General features: G+C 68.2%; 18 protein-coding genes. 11 read left to right on the top strand and 7 right to left on the bottom strand.

What is annotated here, in order from left to right:
* Positions 1–4 precede the first annotated feature (4 nt).
* On the bottom strand, positions 5–1,006 hold the full coding sequence (gene rfbB / locus WA675_RS14460; RefSeq protein ID WP_336084809.1) for a dTDP-glucose 4,6-dehydratase: 1,002 nt from the start codon (positions 1,004–1,006) through the stop codon (positions 5–7).
* 319 nt (positions 1,007–1,325) lie between these two features.
* On the opposite strand from rfbB, the gene WA675_RS14455 reads away from it, so the two are divergent.
* Positions 1,326–2,033: a hypothetical protein gene (locus WA675_RS14455; RefSeq protein ID WP_336084808.1), complete on the top strand. Its 708-nt coding sequence runs from the start codon at positions 1,326–1,328 to the stop codon at positions 2,031–2,033.
* Positions 2,034–2,102: 69 nt separating this feature from the next.
* Here WA675_RS14455 and WA675_RS14450 read toward each other — a convergent pair whose 3' ends face one another.
* Positions 2,103–3,158, bottom strand: a complete 1,056-nt coding sequence (locus WA675_RS14450) for an alpha/beta hydrolase (RefSeq protein ID WP_336084807.1) — start codon at positions 3,156–3,158, stop codon at positions 2,103–2,105.
* A gap of 371 nt (positions 3,159–3,529) precedes the next feature.
* Between WA675_RS14450 and rfbA the strand changes: the two genes are divergently transcribed.
* A complete protein-coding gene (gene rfbA, locus WA675_RS14445) occupies positions 3,530–4,402 on the top strand; it encodes a glucose-1-phosphate thymidylyltransferase RfbA (protein WP_336084806.1) in 873 nt (290 codons plus the stop codon).
* Between the two features lie 2 nt (positions 4,403–4,404).
* On the top strand, positions 4,405–4,953 hold the full coding sequence (locus WA675_RS14440) for a dTDP-4-dehydrorhamnose 3,5-epimerase family protein (protein WP_336084804.1): 549 nt from the start codon (positions 4,405–4,407) through the stop codon (positions 4,951–4,953).
* Between the two features lie 51 nt (positions 4,954–5,004).
* On the opposite strand, the gene WA675_RS14435 is transcribed toward WA675_RS14440, so the two are convergent.
* A complete protein-coding gene (locus WA675_RS14435; RefSeq protein ID WP_336084803.1) occupies positions 5,005–6,483 on the bottom strand; it encodes an MFS transporter in 1,479 nt (492 codons plus the stop codon).
* A gap of 85 nt (positions 6,484–6,568) precedes the next feature.
* On the opposite strand from WA675_RS14435, the gene WA675_RS14430 reads away from it, so the two are divergent.
* Positions 6,569–6,991, top strand: a complete 423-nt coding sequence (locus WA675_RS14430) for a MarR family winged helix-turn-helix transcriptional regulator (protein ID WP_336084802.1) — start codon at positions 6,569–6,571, stop codon at positions 6,989–6,991.
* On the opposite strand, the gene WA675_RS14425 is transcribed toward WA675_RS14430, so the two are convergent.
* Positions 6,975–7,820, bottom strand: a complete 846-nt coding sequence (locus WA675_RS14425) for a helix-turn-helix domain-containing protein (protein ID WP_336084800.1) — start codon at positions 7,818–7,820, stop codon at positions 6,975–6,977. The two genes, WA675_RS14430 and WA675_RS14425, sit on opposite strands and share 17 nt — an antisense overlap.
* A 63-nt stretch (positions 7,821–7,883) precedes the next feature.
* Positions 7,884–8,456, bottom strand: coding sequence for a DUF4282 domain-containing protein (locus WA675_RS14420; RefSeq protein ID WP_336084799.1), 573 nt, complete (start codon positions 8,454–8,456; stop codon positions 7,884–7,886).
* 180 nt (positions 8,457–8,636) lie between these two features.
* Between WA675_RS14420 and WA675_RS14415 the strand changes: the two genes are divergently transcribed.
* Positions 8,637–9,128 (top strand): hypothetical protein, encoded by a 492-nt coding sequence (locus WA675_RS14415; RefSeq protein ID WP_336084797.1) that lies wholly within the window; start codon positions 8,637–8,639, stop codon positions 9,126–9,128.
* Positions 9,129–9,260: 132 nt separating this feature from the next.
* On the opposite strand, the gene WA675_RS14410 is transcribed toward WA675_RS14415, so the two are convergent.
* Entirely contained in the window at positions 9,261–9,671 is a 411-nt protein-coding gene (locus WA675_RS14410) for a hypothetical protein (RefSeq protein WP_336084795.1), read from the bottom strand.
* A 145-nt stretch (positions 9,672–9,816) separates the two neighbouring features.
* Between WA675_RS14410 and WA675_RS14405 the strand changes: the two genes are divergently transcribed.
* Both WA675_RS14405 and WA675_RS14400 read left to right on the top strand, forming a co-directional pair.
* A complete protein-coding gene (locus WA675_RS14405; protein ID WP_336084794.1) occupies positions 9,817–11,988 on the top strand; it encodes a molybdopterin-dependent oxidoreductase in 2,172 nt (723 codons plus the stop codon).
* Positions 11,989–12,130: 142 nt separating this feature from the next.
* Entirely contained in the window at positions 12,131–12,760 is a 630-nt protein-coding gene (locus tag WA675_RS14400) for a pyridoxamine 5'-phosphate oxidase family protein (protein WP_336084793.1), read from the top strand.
* Here WA675_RS14400 and WA675_RS14395 read toward each other — a convergent pair whose 3' ends face one another.
* On the bottom strand, positions 12,761–13,258 hold the full coding sequence (locus WA675_RS14395) for a GtrA family protein (protein WP_336084792.1): 498 nt from the start codon (positions 13,256–13,258) through the stop codon (positions 12,761–12,763). It lies immediately after the preceding gene.
* A 27-nt stretch (positions 13,259–13,285) separates the two neighbouring features.
* Here WA675_RS14395 and WA675_RS14390 point away from each other — a divergent pair, with 27 nt between their 5' ends.
* The 4 genes from WA675_RS14390 (at position 13,286) to WA675_RS14375 (ending at position 16,232) form a co-directional block, all read left to right on the top strand.
* Complete coding sequence (locus WA675_RS14390; protein WP_336084965.1) at positions 13,286–14,701, top strand: FAD-binding oxidoreductase; 1,416 nt, start codon at positions 13,286–13,288, stop codon at positions 14,699–14,701.
* On the top strand, positions 14,698–15,477 hold the full coding sequence (locus tag WA675_RS14385; RefSeq protein ID WP_336084791.1) for a decaprenylphospho-beta-D-erythro-pentofuranosid-2-ulose 2-reductase: 780 nt from the start codon (positions 14,698–14,700) through the stop codon (positions 15,475–15,477). Before WA675_RS14390 ends, WA675_RS14385 begins: the two co-directional genes overlap by 4 nt.
* An 87-nt stretch (positions 15,478–15,564) precedes the next feature.
* Positions 15,565–15,801 carry a hypothetical protein gene (locus tag WA675_RS14380; RefSeq protein ID WP_336084790.1) on the top strand — a complete coding sequence of 79 codons (237 nt, stop codon included), beginning with the start codon at positions 15,565–15,567 and terminating at the stop codon, positions 15,799–15,801.
* Positions 15,798–16,232 carry a type II toxin-antitoxin system VapC family toxin gene (locus WA675_RS14375; RefSeq protein ID WP_336084789.1) on the top strand — a complete coding sequence of 145 codons (435 nt, stop codon included), beginning with the start codon at positions 15,798–15,800 and terminating at the stop codon, positions 16,230–16,232. Before WA675_RS14380 ends, WA675_RS14375 begins: the two co-directional genes overlap by 4 nt.
* Positions 16,233–16,247: the final 15 nt, after the last annotated feature.

Genomic DNA, 16,247 nt, shown 5'->3' with positions numbered 1-16,247 from the left:
CGGGTCAGAGCGTGCGCTCGCCCGCTGCCGCGTAGGCGCTCTCGGTGACGGCCTTGGCCGGACGCCACCAGTCCTCGTTGGCGCGGTACCAGGCGATGGTGTCGGCCAGCCCGGCGCGGAAGTCGGCGTAGCGCGGGGCCCAGCCCAGTTCGGTGCGCAGCAGGCTCGCGTCGATGGCGTAGCGCTGATCGTGGCCGGGGCGATCCGTCACGTGATCGAAGTCGTCGGGGGCGCGGCCGAAGGCCTCGAGGATCATCTGGACCACGCGCAGGTTGTCGAGTTCGCCCTGGGCGCCGATGAGGTAGGTCCGGCCGAGGCGGCCGCGGTCGAGGATGTCCCAGACCGCGCGGTTGTGGTCGTCGACGTGGATCCAGTCGCGCACCTGGTGCCCGGCGCCGTAGAGCCGCGGGCGCACCCCGTCGATGAGGTTGGTGATCTGGCGCGGGATGAACTTCTCCACGTGCTGGTACGGGCCGTAGTTGTTGGAGCAGTTCGACAGCGTCGCGCGCACGCCGAACGAGCGGGCCCAGGCGCGCACCAGCAGATCGCTGCCCGCCTTGGTCGCCGAGTACGGGCTCGACGGGTTGTAGGCGGTGGTCTCGGTGAAGGCCGGGTCCTCCGCGGTGAGATCGCCGTAGACCTCGTCGGTGGAGACGTGGTGGTAGCGCACGTCGTGGCGACGCACGGCCTGCAACAGCGAATAGGTGCCGACGATATTGGTCTGCACGAACGGCCACGGTTCGGCCAGCGAGTTGTCGTTGTGCGATTCGGCCGCGAAGTGCACCACCGCGTCGACGCCGCTGACCAGGTTGTCGACCAGGTCCAGATCGGCGATATCGCCGTGCACGAATTCGATGCGGTCGGCCACGGGGTCGAGCGAGGCGCGATTGCCCGCGTAGGTGAGCGCGTCCAGGACGGTCACCGCCACGTCCGGGCGGGTCGCCACGGTCTGCTGGACGAAATTCGCACCGATGAATCCGGCCCCGCCGGTAACGAGCACTCGCACCCGACCAACGATACGTGCCGCGCCCGCGCGCCGGGGACGGCCTGGGCGAACAACGGAAAGTGTTGCCGCACGGCCGGACTCCAGAGTTTTATGCCGTGACGTCGGTCACAGTGGAGTGCGCTAGGTTAAGACTTCGCGTCGGCTTTGCTGAGAAAACGGCCGGTCAACACTCAGGTTTCCGGGTGCGCACCGGCGCCGGAGTATCAGCGGTGAACGGAATTTGAATGAACGGTCACGGCCGGTTCACCGCTCGTTAGCTGCGGGGGCTTTTGATCATCGAGTCCCCTCCGAAACGCTCCAACATCGAGGTTCAACCACAATGCAGATGAGGAAATTCGCCGCGACTTCGGCGCTGCTGATCGCGGCCCTTGGCGTCTCCGTCGGCACCGCGCACGCTGAGCCCGCCCAGGCCGCTCCGCTGCCCGTCAACCTCTCGTACAAGATCGACGAGGCGGCCGGTTCGCTCGAGCTCACCGTCGATTCCGGCTCGCTCGTCGCCGAGAACGGCACGCTGACGGTCAAGGCGAACGACGGCACCGTGATGGCGGGCATCCCGCTCGCCACCCAGATCTTCGACCACGAGTTCCCGGTCGCCGCGCAGGTCGCCGACCGCACCGTGACCCTGACCCCGCAGCTCGACGAGCAGCACGCCGTCTACAAGCCGGTCGCCCTGCCGTTCGAGGGTCAGGCCGAGTTCAAGAACGAGTACGAGCGCGAGAAGGCCGCGTACTCGCGTATGAAGGACAACATCGGCCTGGCCGCCACCGTCGCGGGCCTGACCACCACCGTGCTCGGTGGCCTGATCGGCTGCATCGGTGGCGCCGCGCTCGGCTCCGCCGCCTCGGCCCCGGTCGCCTTCCTGCTGGGTGCCGGTCCGGTCGTCGGCTGCATCGTCGGTGCTGCCGCGGGCGCGTCGTTCCTCGGTGTCGTCGGCACCATCCTGATCACCGCGCCGGTCGCGGTCGTCGAGGTCGTCAACTACTTCGGCATCATCAACTCGCCCTTCGTTCCCCCGGCCAAGAAGTAGGCCCTGGGCACCACAGGACAGTAAGGAAGCGGTCTCCGTCCGGATGGGCGGAGACCGCTTTCGCGTCGCCTAGGCCGTGCGGGCGCGCTGTGCCGGTTCCAGCGCGGCGCGCACGAACTTCGCGACCCGGCCCAGGGCCGAGCGGCTCTCCGGCATGCTCGGCAGGATGGACATGAACGCGTGCACCTGCCCGCGCCACAGCTCGAGCGTGTTGGGCACGCCAGCGGCGCTGAGCCGGTGGGCCATGAGCTCGCAGTCGTAGCGCAGCAGCTCGTCCTCGGCGGCGATGAGCAGCACCGGCGGCAGCCCGGCGAGATCGGCGTTGACCGGCGACAGCGCCGGATCCAGCGGTCCCTCCTGCTCGGCGCCCAGGTGCACCACCGCCTCCAGCGCGGACAGCGAGATGTAGGCGTCGCGCTCGACATTGACGTAGCCGCGCTTGGCCCGGTAGTCCAGATCCAGCAGCGGGCTCAGGCCGACCAGCCCGGCGGGCAGCGGCAGACCGATCTCGCGGGCGCGGATCGCGGTCGCGAAGGTCAGGAACCCGCCCGCCGAGTCACCGGCGATGACGATGCGCGCCGGATCGGCGCCGTGGCGCAGCAGCCAGCGATAGGCCAGCACGCAGTCGTCGATGGAGCCGTCGACGGAGTTGCCGGGCAGCTGCCGGTACTCGACATTGAGCACGGGCAGTCCGGTGCGCCGCGCCAGCCCGGCCACGATCGCGCGGTGGGTCTGCAGGCCGCAGACCGCGAAGCCGCCACCGTGCAGGTACAGCATCGCGCCGTGCCGCAGCGCCCGCGAGCCGCCCGCCGGGCGGACCATCTCCATCTTGAAGCCGTCGAGCTGGATCTGCTCGCGCTCGATGCCCTGCGGTTCGGGCCGCAGCCGCGCCAGCAGGTCCACCGCGACGGCGCCGATCGGCACGGTCGCCCGGTTGATCGGGACGGTGCGCAGCAGCGGTCCGACGACGCCGAGGCAGGCGCCCATCAGCACCCGCGAGGACGTGCTGGTCCGGCCGGAGTTCACGATGATGCCCTGGGCGGGCTGCTTGCCGCCGGTCTTGACCGGGGCCGCCGGGGCGAGCCCGCTCATCACGCCGGGCCCACCGATCCTGGTCGCCTTCATCGCGCACCTACCTCACAGCTGGCGCGTCGACCCCGGCCCGGGAGACCCGGTACGGATGTCGCCGCTGACATCTAACACAGTGATGTTTCACACATCGACGCTCACATAATCAGATGAACGCCGTCTCTGCACCAGTTATCGCCCGACACGCCCACCTCCGAAACCCTCGTAGCCGGATCGTGCTCTGCCCGGCGCCTGCGAGTGACCCGAACGACCGGAGCTGGCGTCATCGTGCGAACCACCGCCCACCAGTCAGTATTCTGACCGAGAGCGGCCGGTTCGCACGATGGCGCCAATCCCACTCCGACGGGGGTTCGGCCGTCCCAGGGGCCGAGACCCCCGCGGCGCCAGCCGCCAATAGACTCAGCCCCATGCGCGGAATCATCTTGGCGGGCGGCACCGGTTCGCGGCTGCACCCCATCACGCGCGGGGTGAGCAAGCAGCTCGTCCCGGTTTACGACAAGCCCATGGTCTACTACCCGTTGTCCACCCTCATGCTGGCAGGCATCGACGACATTCTCGTGATCACCACGCCGGAGGATGCCGACGCGTTCGCCCGGCTGCTCGGGGACGGCAGTCAGTTCGGGGTCGCGATCAGCTATCGGGTCCAGCCCGAACCGGACGGTCTGGCCAGCGCGTTCGTCCTCGGTGCCGACCACATCGGTGGCGAGCCCGCGGCCCTGGTCCTCGGCGACAATATCTTCCACGGCCCCGGCCTCGGCGCCAGCCTCGAGCGCTTCCACGACATCGATGGCGGCGCGGTGTTCGCCTACTGGGTCAGTGACCCGACCGCCTACGGCGTGGTGGAGTTCGAGCAGGGCCGCGCGGTCTCGATCGAGGAGAAGCCCAAGGTCCCGCGCTCGAACTACGCCATCCCGGGGCTGTATTTCTACGACAACGACGTGGTCGAGATCGCCCGCGGACTGCGCCCCTCGGCGCGCGGCGAGTACGAGATCACCGATATCAACCGCGCCTACCTCGACCAGGGCAAGCTCAGCGTCGACGTGCTCGCTCGCGGCACCGCCTGGCTCGACACCGGCACCTTCGACTCCCTGCTCGACGCGGCCAACTACGTGCGCACCATCGAGGAGCGGCAGGGCCTCAAGATCGGCGTGCCAGAGGAAGTGGCCTGGCGGCGCGGCCTGATCAGCGACGAGCAGCTGTGCGAGCTGGCCGAACCGATGGTGCGCTCGGGCTACGGCCGCTATCTTCTCGACCTCATCGATCGCGGAAAAGACTGGTAACCATGGAATTTCGAGAGCTGGCCATCCCCGGGGCCTGGGTGATGACCCCGCGCCTGCTCGGTGACGATCGCGGCACCTTCTGCGAGTCGTTCAAGGCCTCGGAGTTCGAGAAGGCCACCGGCCGCCCGTTCGACCTGCACCAGGTGAACACCTCGGTCTCCGCCGCGGGCGGGCTGCGCGGCATCCACTACACCGAAACCCCGCCCGGCCAGGCCAAATACGTGACCTGCGTGCGCGGCGCGTTCTTCGACGTGGTGGTCGACCTGCGCCCCGGCTCGCCCACCTACGGCCGCTGGGACTCGGTCCTGCTCGACGACGTGCACCGCCGCTCGGTCTTCCTGTCCGAGGGCCTGGGCCACGCCATCCTCTCCCTCGAGGACAACTCCACGGTCACCTACCTGTGCTCGCTCGAGTACTCCCCCGAATTCGACCACGACATGGACGCTTTCGACCCCCGGCTGAACATCGACTGGCCGACCGAGGGCCGCGACGGCCGGGCGCTGACCTACATCCGCTCCGCCAAGGACGAGGCCGCGCCCGGTTTCTCCTGATACCGCGAACGGCACCACCCGCGAGAGATGGTGCCGTCCGGCGATATTCGGTTACACCGTTTCGAGGACTTTCGCCTCGGCCACCGGTGCGTCGATCTCCTGCGAGCGGTTGCGCCGCGGCAGGAACACCGTCAGGGCGACCAGCGCGCCGACGATGGTGACGCCCGCGGCGAAGGTCAGACCCGGCCGGTAGGTGTCGAGCATCTGCTGCGGGGTGGTGTCCGCGCCGTGCGCGCCGGAGGTGACGATGGCGGTGGTCACCGCGAGCACGATGGCCGCGCCGACCTGCATGGAGGTCTGCAGCACACCGGCCGCCAGGCCCTGTTCGTCGTCGTCGATACCGCTGGTGGCCTGCACATTGATGGCCGGGAAGCCGACCCAGCCGATGCCGATCAGCAGGATGGCGGGCAGCAGCACGGTCAGGTAGTCCGGCGCGGTGTCGATCCGCAGGAACAGCAGGTAGCCCACGGCCATCACCGACATGGTGACCGCGATGACCGGCCCGGTGCCGAAGCGGTCGATCAGCTTCTCGGAGAAGAAGGCCGAGCCGACCACCAGGATGCCCACCGGCAGCAGCGCCATGGCCAGCTTCAGCGCCGACCAGTCCAGCGTGTCCTGCAGGTACAGGGTGACGATGAACTGCCAGCTGAAGTAGGAACCGGCGACCGCGACGATGGCCAGGCTGGCCCGCACCAGCGACACCTTGCGCAGGATGCCCAGGCGCACCAGCGGGTGCTTGACCCGCTGCTCGGTGATGACGAACGCGGCGAACAGCGCGATCACGCCGAGGAAGGAGCCGACGGTGCGCGGCGAGGCCCAGCCGACCTCCGGCGCGGTGACCACGGTGTAGACCAGCAGCAGCATGCCCGCGGTGGACAGCAGCGCGCCGAGCAGATCGTGCCCGCCCTCTTCGGCCTTGCCGTCCTTGGGCACCAGCGCGAAGGCGGCGACCAGGGCGGCCAGCGCGATCGGGACCGGCAGCAGGAAGGTCCAGCGCCAGCCGACGCCGGTCATCAGGCCGCCGAACAGCAGACCCATCGAGTAGCCACCGGCACCGAACACGGTGTAGATGGACAGCGCCTTGGTGCGCGCCTTTCCTTCGGCGAAGGTCGTGGTGATGATCGACAGGCCGGTCGGGGCGGTGAACGCCGCGGCCAGACCCTTGATGAACCGGGTGACGATCAGCAGCGTCGGGTCGCTGACCAGGCCACCGACCAGCGAGGCGACCGCGAACACGGCCAGCGCGATGAGGAATACCTTGCGGCGCCCGAGTAGGTCGGCGGTGCGCCCGCCGAGCAGCAGCAGGCCGCCGTATCCGAGGACGTAGCCGCTGATGAGCCACTGCAGGGTGGAGGTGGACAGATCGAGTTCGGCGCCGATGGACGGCAGCGCGACACCGATCATCGAGACGTCGAGACCGTCGAGGAACAGAACGATGCACAGGGTGATCAGCATGCCCCAGAGGCGAAGCGGCCACCTGGTGGGATCGGTCGCCTGATCTGCGGCCGAGAGCGTTGCTGGCGAAGTCATGCGGAGGACATTACATGCGCACGCATTAAATGCCAACACATTTAATGCGGTTGCATGGGCATGCCCGCACCACTAAGATGGGGCCATGTCGAACCCGGCGAATGCGACAGCTCGGCGCAACGAAGCGCCCTCCGAGCTCGTCGGCCAGTGGCGCGCACTGCTCGATCGGCACGCCGCCGTGAGCTGCGCACTGGAGAAGGCGCTTCAGCACGACCACAGCATCGGCCTCAGCGAATTCGAGACCCTGGATCGGCTGGCCGGTACCGAGTGTCAGAAGGTCCGCATGACCGAACTCGCCGGGGACATCTACCTGAGCCAGAGCGCGCTCTCCCGCGCGGTGGCCCGGCTGGAACGCGACGGCCTGGTCGAACGCACCATGTGCGTCGAGGACCGCCGCGCCATCTTCGTCCGGCTCACCGAGCAGGGCAGGGCGGTCTACGACCAGGCCCTACCCACGCATCGCTCGGTGCTCGCCAGCGCCTGGGAGCGCCCTAAGGCGTGTCCGTAGCGGCCGCGGCGATATCGATGAAAGCCCCGCGATACCGGTCGTAATCGGGCGCCTTGTCCAGGTAGGCCGACCCGGCGAAGGTCTCCACGAAGACCACCGGCGGTTCCGGCCGGTCCAGCGAGCCGTCGACGCCGAAGTCCAGGATCACGAACCGGCCCGACTCCAGGCCCGCGTGGTAGCCGGTGTCCGACGGCAGCACCTGGACCCGGATGTGGTCGCGCTCGGCCAGCTCGCGCAGCCACGCGCGCTGGGCCGTGCCGACCTTCTCCTCGCCGACCCGCGCCGCGAGCACCGACTCGGTGAGCACCACGTGCAGCCGCAGCGGCGAGTCCTCGCGGGTGATCAGCGCCTGGCGCGCGCGCAGCACGCCCAGCCTGCGCTCGAGCTCGCCCTCGGTGAGATCCGGGACCGACTGCTCGAGCAGCGCCCTGGTGTAGTCCTCGGTCTGCAACAGCGCCGGGACCAGGCCGTTGTCGTAGATCGAGAGCCCCGTCGCGGCCTCCTCGAGGCCGATGTAGACCTCGAACCCCTCCGGAATCACATCGCTGTAGCCGGTCCACCAGCCCCGCGCCTTGGTCTCGCGGGCCAGCGCGGCCAGCGGCTCGACCAGGTCGGCCGGTGCCCCGTAGACCTTGCACATCGCCTCGACGTCGAGACTGCGCAACGAGGTCTGTCCCGTTTCGATCCGCCAGATCTTGGCCTCGGACCATTCGAGTTTCGACGCGGCGGTGCGCGTGGTCATCCGCGCCTGATTGCGCAGGTCACGTAAGTGCCTGCCCAGCTGCCTGCGTGGCATGGTCGAACCCGTGACGCCCTGCGGTGAAGCCATACTTCCCCCCTGTATCCAAATCCGGCCTCCTTCACTAGCTTTCGGAGACCGCCCTACGCAAGCCTACTTCTTCTTCCGGAACCGCCAGAACTGCACGGCCCGAACGTCTTCGGAAAGCTGGTTGACCGGTTCGGCCACATCCGAGAGCGCCTGGAACAGCCCGTCGGCCAGATCGCTGATGTGTTCCACGCGCCCCGCCAGCCGCGCGGCGTTGTCGGCGAACTCCAGCATCAGGCGCACCGAGGCGGCGATGGTGAGCCCCAGCGGGATCGCGACGAGCGCGGCCAGCATGCCCAGCAGCACCGAGGCCTTCCACATCAGCACCACCAGCGCGATCGGCAACCCGATGCCGAAGGACACCACGCCGAGGATGTAGGCCAGCGGCAACAGGGTCCTGGTCGCGGGCCTGCGGAATTGCACGTCGAGCAGCGAGCGCGCGGCCTCGGCGGCCCACTGCTTGGCCGAGCCGGTACTGCGGAACGGGTCATCGAAGCCCGCGTCAGGAGAATCGATCCGCGCGGGCTTGGGCGCCGAACGCTTCACGTCAGCCTCTTTCCAAGAGAGCCATCGCGATTCGGCCTCGAACTCCTCGGCGTCCTCGGCGGTCGACGGGGCGGTGCCCGGCTCTTCGGTCATGTACCGAATCCTGCCCGGTTTCACCCCCTACGCCAACCCTGGGCGGGCGCGACCTCCGATAGCGAAGGTGATCGAACTGAGACGAAGCAGACAGTCTCGAACATTTTTCGGTAACGGCGTAACACGACGGCCACCCCGTGCCGATACGCCCATGAACGCAGAACAGAGCTCTTCCGGGGAATGGAGAACACAGTGCGCACGACGTTTCCGACCACAACCACGGGTGCCGGGAAAGGTGCCGCCGCGCAGGAGTACGCCGCGCGGGGTTGGACGGTTGCCGAAACGGCCAATGGCCTGTGCCTGATCACCGACGAGGACATCTCGGCTATCGAGATCTCCGGTGAGATGGCCGGCGAGGTCCGTCGCTTCCTGCGCGCCAACAACCTCTCCGGCCCCGTGATCGAGATCCCGGGCGCCGAGCGTCGCGAGATCCACCTGGTCACCGGTGTCCGCAAGGCCGCCATGGCGATCGAGGCCATGCGCGAGGCGGGCGTGCTCGTGCACACCGACGGTGCCAGCATCCCGCTGCCGCCGACCCAGCTCGCCGCCGGTTCGGCCGCCTGGGGCGTCGCCCCCGGTGAGGCCCGCTGGATCCCGCCGGTGGTCGCCCTCGGTGCCGCCGTGCGCGCCGCCGCCAGCCGCAAGCGCACCACCCTGACGGTGGCCTGCTAGGTCCTATTTCTCCGCAACCCGCGGTCGCGACGTGATCCCCGACGTCGCACCGCGGGTTTTCGGCGTTTCCGGTTCCGGACACGACTCGGGCCGGGCAGGTGGCCCCTACCCGGCCCGATGTCGTGGATTCGCTTACTTCAGCCCGAGTGCGGCACTGCCCGAATCGAGCAGGTCCTGGATCGGGTTGCCCGACGCCTCGCCCACGGTGACGGTCTCGTCCAGCAGCTCGATGGCCGGGGTGTTGACGCTGCAGGTGTCGCCCTCGCCGACGTAGAGGTGGACGCGCACCCGGTGCTCGCCCGCCGCGATGTCGGTCAGCACGGCCGAGGGCTTGTCGGCCGAGAGGATGGTCTGCTGGAGCATCTCGTCCAGCATCACAGTGCCCGACCAGCACGCGTCGTCGGTGTTGTTGATCGAGACGGTGATGTTGTCGGCGCCGCCCACCGCGTCGGCGGTCCGCGCGGCGGAGGCGGTGCCCGCCAGCAGCGTGAACGCGACGGTGGCGAGGGCGGTGGCTCCGGTCGCCAGCTTGAAAGTACGCATGATTTCCTTCCCGTAGCCCCCCACGCTTGGTGATCCTAAGACGTGCTAACGGTCTGTCACGCCCCCAATTCCGTTGGCGTGAACCATGTTTGAATTGCTTTCGGCGTTTCCCAGCAGGAGGCCCGAGGCGGAGCAAGGATGGGGCATGGCTCCACGAACGCTGCTGCGCACCTGTCCGCTGTGTGAGGCCGTCTGTGGTCTGACTCTAACCCTCGACGACAACGACCGGGTGCTCTCCGCCCGCGGCGACCGCGATGACCCGTTCAGCAAGGGTTTCCTGTGCCCCAAGGGCGCCAGCTTCGGCAAGCTCGACGACGATCCCGACCTGGTCAGCACGCCGCTGGTCCGCGACGGCACCGGGTTCCGCGCCGCGAGCTGGGACGAGGCCTTCGACCTGATCGCCAGCCGCTTCGGCCAGATCCGCGAAACGCACGGCAGCGGCGCCACCGCCGTCTACCTGGGCAATCCCAATGCCCACACCGTCGCGGGCGCGCTGTATCTGCCCGCGCTGATCCGCGCGCTGAGCACCCGGCACATCTATTCGGCCAGCACCGCCGACCAGATGCCGAAGCAGGTGGCCGCCGGACTCATGTTCGGCGACCCGCTGACCGTGCCGGTCCCCGACCTGGACCGCACCGATTTCCTGCTCATGCTCGGCGCCAATCCTCTCGAATCCAACGGCTCGCTGTGCACGGCGCCGGACTTCCCCGGCCGGTTGAAGGCCCTGCGCGCCCGCGGTGGCACGCTGGTCGTCGTCGACCCGCGCGCCACCCGCACCGCCGCGCTGGCCGACCAGCACCTGTTCATCCGCCCCGGCGCCGACGCGTACCTGCTGTTCGCGGTGCTGCACACCCTCTTCGCCGAGGGCCTGACCAGCGTGGAACTCGAGGTCGACGGGCTCGACGAGCTCCGCGCCGCCGCCACGGACTTCGCGCCGGAGGCGGTCACCGAGCGCACCGGCATCCCCGCCGACACCATCCGCGCGCTCGCCCGGCAGCTGGCCGCCGCCCCCACCGCCGCCGTCTACGCCCGCATCGGCACCTGCACCGCCGAGTTCGGCACCCTCACTCAGTGGCTGGTCGACGCGATCAACGCCGTCACCGGCAATCTCGACTCCCCTGGCGGCGCCATGTTCGCCACCGCGGCGGCGGGCGGCATCCCGCGCACCAGGCCGTTCCGGCCGGGGCGCTGGACCAGCCGGGTGCGCGAGCTGCCCGAGGTGATGGGCGAACTGCCCGTCGCCACCCTCGCCGACGAGATCGAAACCCCCGGTCAGGGGCAGATCAAGGCGCTGGTGACGGTGGCGGGCAATCCGGTGCTGTCGGCGCCGAGCGGTGCCCGGCTGGACAAGGGGTTCGCCGGGCTCGAATTCATGGTGAGCGTGGATCGCTATGTCAACGAGACCACCCGGCACGCGCACGTCATCCTGCCGCCGCCGCGTTCGGTGCAGTCGCCGCATTACGACTTCGCGCTGCTGCAGTTCGCGGTGCGCAACTACGCGCGGTACTCGCCGCCGCTGGTCCCGCTGGGCGGCAGGCCGTCGGAGTCGGCGGTGCTGGCCCGGCTCGCCGCCGCCGTCAGCGGGCAGCCGCACGCAGGCACCGGCGAGCGCAGTCCGATCGCCGTGGTCGACGAACTGGTCATCGCGGGCATGCTGCACAAGGCGGGCATGAGCGAACGTCGCGACGAGCTGACCGGCGCCGACAGCACCGAACAGCGCATCGACCTGATGCTCAAGCTCGGACCCTACGGGGCATGGAACGGCGGCGAGCTGAGTCTGCGGACCCTGCTCGACCATCCGCACGGCATCGACCTCGGCCCGCTGCGGCCCCGGCTGCCCGGGGCGCTGCGCACCGCGTCGGGCCGGGTCGACCTGGCACCGGAACCGCTGCTGGCCGATGTCGAACGGCTGCGCGCCCGCCTCGCCGCGGCCGCCCCGGCGATGGTGCTGATCGGGCGCAGGCAGCTGCGCTCCAACAACAGCTGGATGCACAACATCGCGGGCCTGGTCGGCGGCTCCAATCGCTGCACCTTGCAGGTCCACCCCGACGACGCGAGCAGGCTCGGACTCGGCGAGCACGCCGAGATCAGCTCGGCCGCAGGGGCCTTGACGGTGCCCGTCGAGCTGACGACGGCGATCATGCCCGGCGTGGTGAGCCTGCCGCACGGCTGGGGCCACGCCGAGAGCACCACCCAGGCAGTGGCCTCGGCCCATGCCGGGGTGAATGCCAATGTGCTGACCGACGATTCGATGGTCGACGCGATCTCCGGCACCGCGATCTTCAACGGCGTGCCGGTGACGGTAGAACCAGCCTGATCAGTCCACCACTGGAAACCTTTGCGCAAACCTGGTTTTCAACGCATTCGCAACAATGGACCCGCCCCGCGCACTGTGATGCTCCCCTACACTGTGTGAGATTGCAGTCACACCAGGCGGTTCGGCTAGCAGAGGGGGCCTGATGCCCGGAAGACACGTCGGCAGCGACGGAGAGCACGAGCTACAGGACACATTGGGCACCGCGGACAGGGCCGCGAAGTTCTACGACGACCAGGTGATCGACTATCTCAACACCACCATGGTCGAATTCGTGGCCAGGATGGACATGGCCTTCATCTCCACCGCGGACGCGCACGGCGAGTGCGACGCCAGCTTCCGCTCGGGGTCGCCGGGATTCCTGCACGTGATCGACGAACGCACGATTGCGTACCCCGAATATCGAGGTAACGGAGTAATGGCCAGCCTCGGCAATATCCTCGAGAACCCGCATGTCGGGATCCTGATGATCGACTTCGTCCGCGACCTGATCGGGCTGCACATCAACGGGAAGGCTCGCATGGTCGCCGACAGCGAACTGCGCGAGACCGTCGACGGGCTGCCACCGCCGGAGCGGGGAAAGACCTCGCAGGTCTGGGTCGTCGTCGACGTGGAGGAAGCCTACATCCACTGCCGCAAACACATACCCCAGATGGTCCCGGTCACCAGGCAGCAGCGCGAATGGGGCACCGACAACATCCGCGCCAAGGGCGGCGACTACTTCGGCGTGAAATCCGACAAGCAGCATGCCGCGCCGGCGGCGCAGGCCAGCTGACTACTTGATCCGGAAGATCACCGCGCGCTGCACGACGAAGTTGATGACCGTCGCCGTGCCCTGCGCGACGACGAACGACAGCGGCTGGCGCCACCACACGTCGTCGAGGCCGTAGTACATCAGCGCGTAGATGCCGACCTGCACGGCGAAGGTCACCGCGTACAGCGCCACCACGGCGACGAAACGCGCCTTGCTCGGCTCGGCCTTGAAGGTCCAGCGCCGGTTGATCAGGTACGCGGTGGTGGTGCCCGCGATGAAGCTGATCACCTTCGACAGGATCTCCGGCACGCCGAGCACGTTCGACAGCAGGGTGAGCAGCCCGAAGTCGACCACGGCGGAGAAGCCGCCGGTGAGGCCGAACCGCACGATCTGCGTCTTCAGGTCTACGTCGGTTCCGCCGGGCTCGTCGACCAGGGGAATCTCGGCGGGAAGCGGCAGATGCGGTTGGGCTTGCACGTGAGGAAGAGTACGAGACCGGTCGCGTGTCCCGCCATGCATGTAGCCTCTTAGCCGATGTCCGAGAACATTCCGACCACCGCCGACGAGCCGTTTGCGCTGCCAACGCGCACCCGCAAGCTCACCGGCTGGGGTCGCACCGCACCCACCTCCGCCGAAGTGCTCTCGACCAGCGATCCCGAGTTGATCGCCACGGCCGTGCGCATGGTCGCCGAGGACAACGACTCCAAGCCGGCGCATCTGCGACGCGGCGTGATCGCGCGTGGCCTCGGCCGCTCCTACGGCGACCACGCGCAGAACGCAGGCGGGCTCGTCATCGACATGCCCGCGCTCAACCGCATCCACCGCATCGACCGCGAATCGCGCATGGTCGACGTGGACGGCGGCGTGAGCCTGGACCAGCTGATGAAGGCCGCGCTGCCGTTCGGCCTGTGGGTTCCCGTGCTACCCGGCACTCGCCAGGTGACCATCGGCGGCGCCATCGCCTCCGACATCCACGGCAAGAACCACCACAGCGAGGGCAGCTTCGGCAACCACGTCCGCTCGATCGACCTGCTCACCGCCGACGGCGCGGTGCGTACGATCTCGCCGAGCGAGGACGCCGAGCTGTTCTGGGCGACCGTCGGCGGCAACGGCCTGACCGGCATCATCCTGCGCGCGACCATCGAGATGGCGCCGACGGAGACGGCCTACTTCCTCAACGATGGTGTGAAAACCTCCACCCTCGACGAGACCATCGCGGCACACAGCGACGGCAGCGAAGAGAACTACACCTACTCGAGTGCCTGGTTCGACGTGATCAGCCCGCTGCCCAAGCTGGGCCGCGCGACGATCACCCGGGGCCGCCTGGCGAAGCTGGACGAACTCCCCAAGCGTCTGCAGAAGAAGCCGCTGAAGTTCGACGCACCGCACCTGATGACGGTGCCGGACATCTTCCCGAACTTCACCATGAACAAGCTGACACTGTCGGCCATCGGTGAGGCGTACTACGCCATGGGCGGTGACTACACCGGCAAGGTGCAGAACCTGACGCAGTTCTACCACCCGCTCGACATGATCTCGGAGTGGAACCGTGGCTACGGTTCCAACGGATTCCTCCAGTACCAGTTCGTGGTGCCGACCGAGGCGGTCGAGGAGTTCAAGCGGATCATCATCGACATCCAGGCGTCCGGACACTACTCGGCGCTGAACGTGTTCAAGCTGTTCGGTCCGGGTAACGCGGCGCCGTTGAGTTTCCCGATGCCCGGCTGGAACATCTGCGTGGATTTCCCGATCAAGCCCGGCCTCAACGAGCTGGTCACCGACCTGGACCGGCGCGTGATGGAGTTCGGCGGCCGTCTCTACACCGCCAAGGACTCGCGGACCAGCGCGGAGGCGTTCCACAAGATGTACCCACGGATCGACGAGTGGATCAAGGTCCGCCGCAGCGTCGACCCGAACGGCGTTTTCATGTCCGATATGGCCAGGAGGCTGGAGCTCCAGTGATCAACGCAGTTGGCAACCCGCAGACCATCCTGCTCTTCGGCGGCACCTCCGAGATCGGCCTGGCGATCTGCGCCGAGTACCTGCGCAAGAGCCCGGCCCGGGTCATCCTGGCGAACCTGCCCGGCGACCCACTGCTCGAGCAGGCCGTCACCGGCCTGAAGGCCGCGGGCGCGACCCAGGTCGACGTGCTCGACTTCGACGCGCTCGACACCGACTCGCACCCCAAGGTCGTCGACGCGGCCTTCGCCGACGGTGATGTCGATGTGGCCATCGTGGCCTTCGGTGTGCTCGGTGACGCCGAGGAGCTGTGGCAGAACCAGCGCAAGGCGGTCATGACCGTCGGCATCAACTACACCGCCGGGGTGTCGGTCGGTGTGCTGGTGGGCGACAAGTTCAAGGCGCAGGGCCACGGCCGGTTCATCGTGATGTCGTCAGTGGCGGGCGAGCGGGTGCGCCGCTCGAACTTCGTCTACGGCTCCACCAAGGCCGGGCTGGACGGCTTCTACCTCGGCCTGGGCGAGGCGCTGCGCCCCTACGGCCCGCGCGTCACCGTGGTGCGCCCGATGCAGGTGCGTACCAGCGCGACCAAGGCGCATTGGGCTGCGACCGGTTCCAAGGAAGCTCCGCTCACCGTCGACCCGGAAGACGTCGCCCGCCAGGCCGTCGCCGCGTCGGAGAAGGGGACCGAGATTGTGTGGACCCCCAACGAGGCACGGTTGGTGATGTCGGCCCTGCGCCATGTCCCGCGCCCGATCTTCCGCAAGCTGCCTATCTGATTCTCGGTCGTCGTCGGTTGCCACACCGTGTAGCGCGTGGCAGCCGACGCTTCATTCAGATCCAGTGGCGAAGGTATCCTGAGCTGTATGACTGCGGCGTTCGACGACATGCCCCTGCAGGATCTCGTCGGCTATCTGACCGATGCCGAACAGCGAGACCTGCGGCCGGTGGTTCTACGGCTCGTGACCAGTCACGAGCACGCCCCCGCTGCTCATCCGGCTCCCCGCCGACACCTGTCCTTCGCGGGATCGATAGAGACCGAACCCGACTTCGCCTCGACCTCCGAGGAGATTCTCCGCCGAGAGCTCGGCGGGGGCGAGTGATCGTCTGCGACACCGGGCCCCTGCTGGCCGTAGCCAACAGAAAAGACAGGGAGCACAAGCCCTGTCTCGAAGTCCTGAGCTCCGAACCGGGCCCTCTGATCGTCCCAGCGATGATCGTGACCGAGGTCTGCTACATGCTCGGCAGAGTCGATGCGACGGCGGAGGCCGACTTTCTACGCTCCATCGCTGCCGGGGAGCTTCGCGTCGAAGCGCACACGCCCGAGGACTATGTGCGCATGGCTGATCTGGTGGTCAAGTACCGCGGCTTCCCTCTCGGTGCGGCGGACGCGTCGGTTGTCGCTGTGGCCGAACGTCTCGGGGTAAAGCGCATTGCGACGTTGGACCATCGACATTTTCGCCAGATAGCGCCAGCCCATTGCGCCGCGTTCGAACTCTGCCCGGCGGAATCCCAGCTGACACGGCACCGCTGACTCGTCCGGCGAATT

Origin of the sequence: Nocardia sp. SSK8, from assembly GCF_037034205.1 — a bacterium.
Taxonomy (GTDB): domain Bacteria; phylum Actinomycetota; class Actinomycetes; order Mycobacteriales; family Mycobacteriaceae; genus Nocardia.
The sequence above is the reverse complement of the archived record's forward strand: the minus strand, read 5'-3'. Positions and strand labels throughout refer to the sequence as shown.

What these genes read in the sequence shown, in the direction of transcription:
- WA675_RS14455 (WP_336084808.1), top strand. Translation starts at nt 1,326, where the DNA reads ATGCAGATGAGGAAATTCGCCGCGACTTCGGCGCTGCTGATCGCGGCC.
- WA675_RS14450 (WP_336084807.1), bottom strand. Translation starts at nt 3,158, where the DNA reads ATGAAGGCGACCAGGATCGGTGGGCCCGGCGTGATGAGCGGGCTCGCC.
- rfbA (WP_336084806.1), top strand. Translation starts at nt 3,530, where the DNA reads ATGCGCGGAATCATCTTGGCGGGCGGCACCGGTTCGCGGCTGCACCCC.
- WA675_RS14440 (WP_336084804.1), top strand. Translation starts at nt 4,405, where the DNA reads ATGGAATTTCGAGAGCTGGCCATCCCCGGGGCCTGGGTGATGACCCCG.
- WA675_RS14435 (WP_336084803.1), bottom strand. Translation starts at nt 6,483, where the DNA reads ATGACTTCGCCAGCAACGCTCTCGGCCGCAGATCAGGCGACCGATCCC.
- WA675_RS14430 (WP_336084802.1), top strand. Translation starts at nt 6,569, where the DNA reads ATGTCGAACCCGGCGAATGCGACAGCTCGGCGCAACGAAGCGCCCTCC.
- WA675_RS14425 (WP_336084800.1), bottom strand. Translation starts at nt 7,820, where the DNA reads ATGGCTTCACCGCAGGGCGTCACGGGTTCGACCATGCCACGCAGGCAG.
- WA675_RS14420 (WP_336084799.1), bottom strand. Translation starts at nt 8,456, where the DNA reads ATGACCGAAGAGCCGGGCACCGCCCCGTCGACCGCCGAGGACGCCGAG.
- WA675_RS14415 (WP_336084797.1), top strand. Translation starts at nt 8,637, where the DNA reads ATGGAGAACACAGTGCGCACGACGTTTCCGACCACAACCACGGGTGCC.
- WA675_RS14410 (WP_336084795.1), bottom strand. Translation starts at nt 9,671, where the DNA reads ATGCGTACTTTCAAGCTGGCGACCGGAGCCACCGCCCTCGCCACCGTC.
- WA675_RS14405 (WP_336084794.1), top strand. Translation starts at nt 9,817, where the DNA reads ATGGCTCCACGAACGCTGCTGCGCACCTGTCCGCTGTGTGAGGCCGTC.
- WA675_RS14400 (WP_336084793.1), top strand. Translation starts at nt 12,131, where the DNA reads ATGCCCGGAAGACACGTCGGCAGCGACGGAGAGCACGAGCTACAGGAC.
- WA675_RS14395 (WP_336084792.1), bottom strand. Translation starts at nt 13,258, where the DNA reads ATGCATGGCGGGACACGCGACCGGTCTCGTACTCTTCCTCACGTGCAA.
- WA675_RS14380 (WP_336084790.1), top strand. Translation starts at nt 15,565, where the DNA reads ATGACTGCGGCGTTCGACGACATGCCCCTGCAGGATCTCGTCGGCTAT.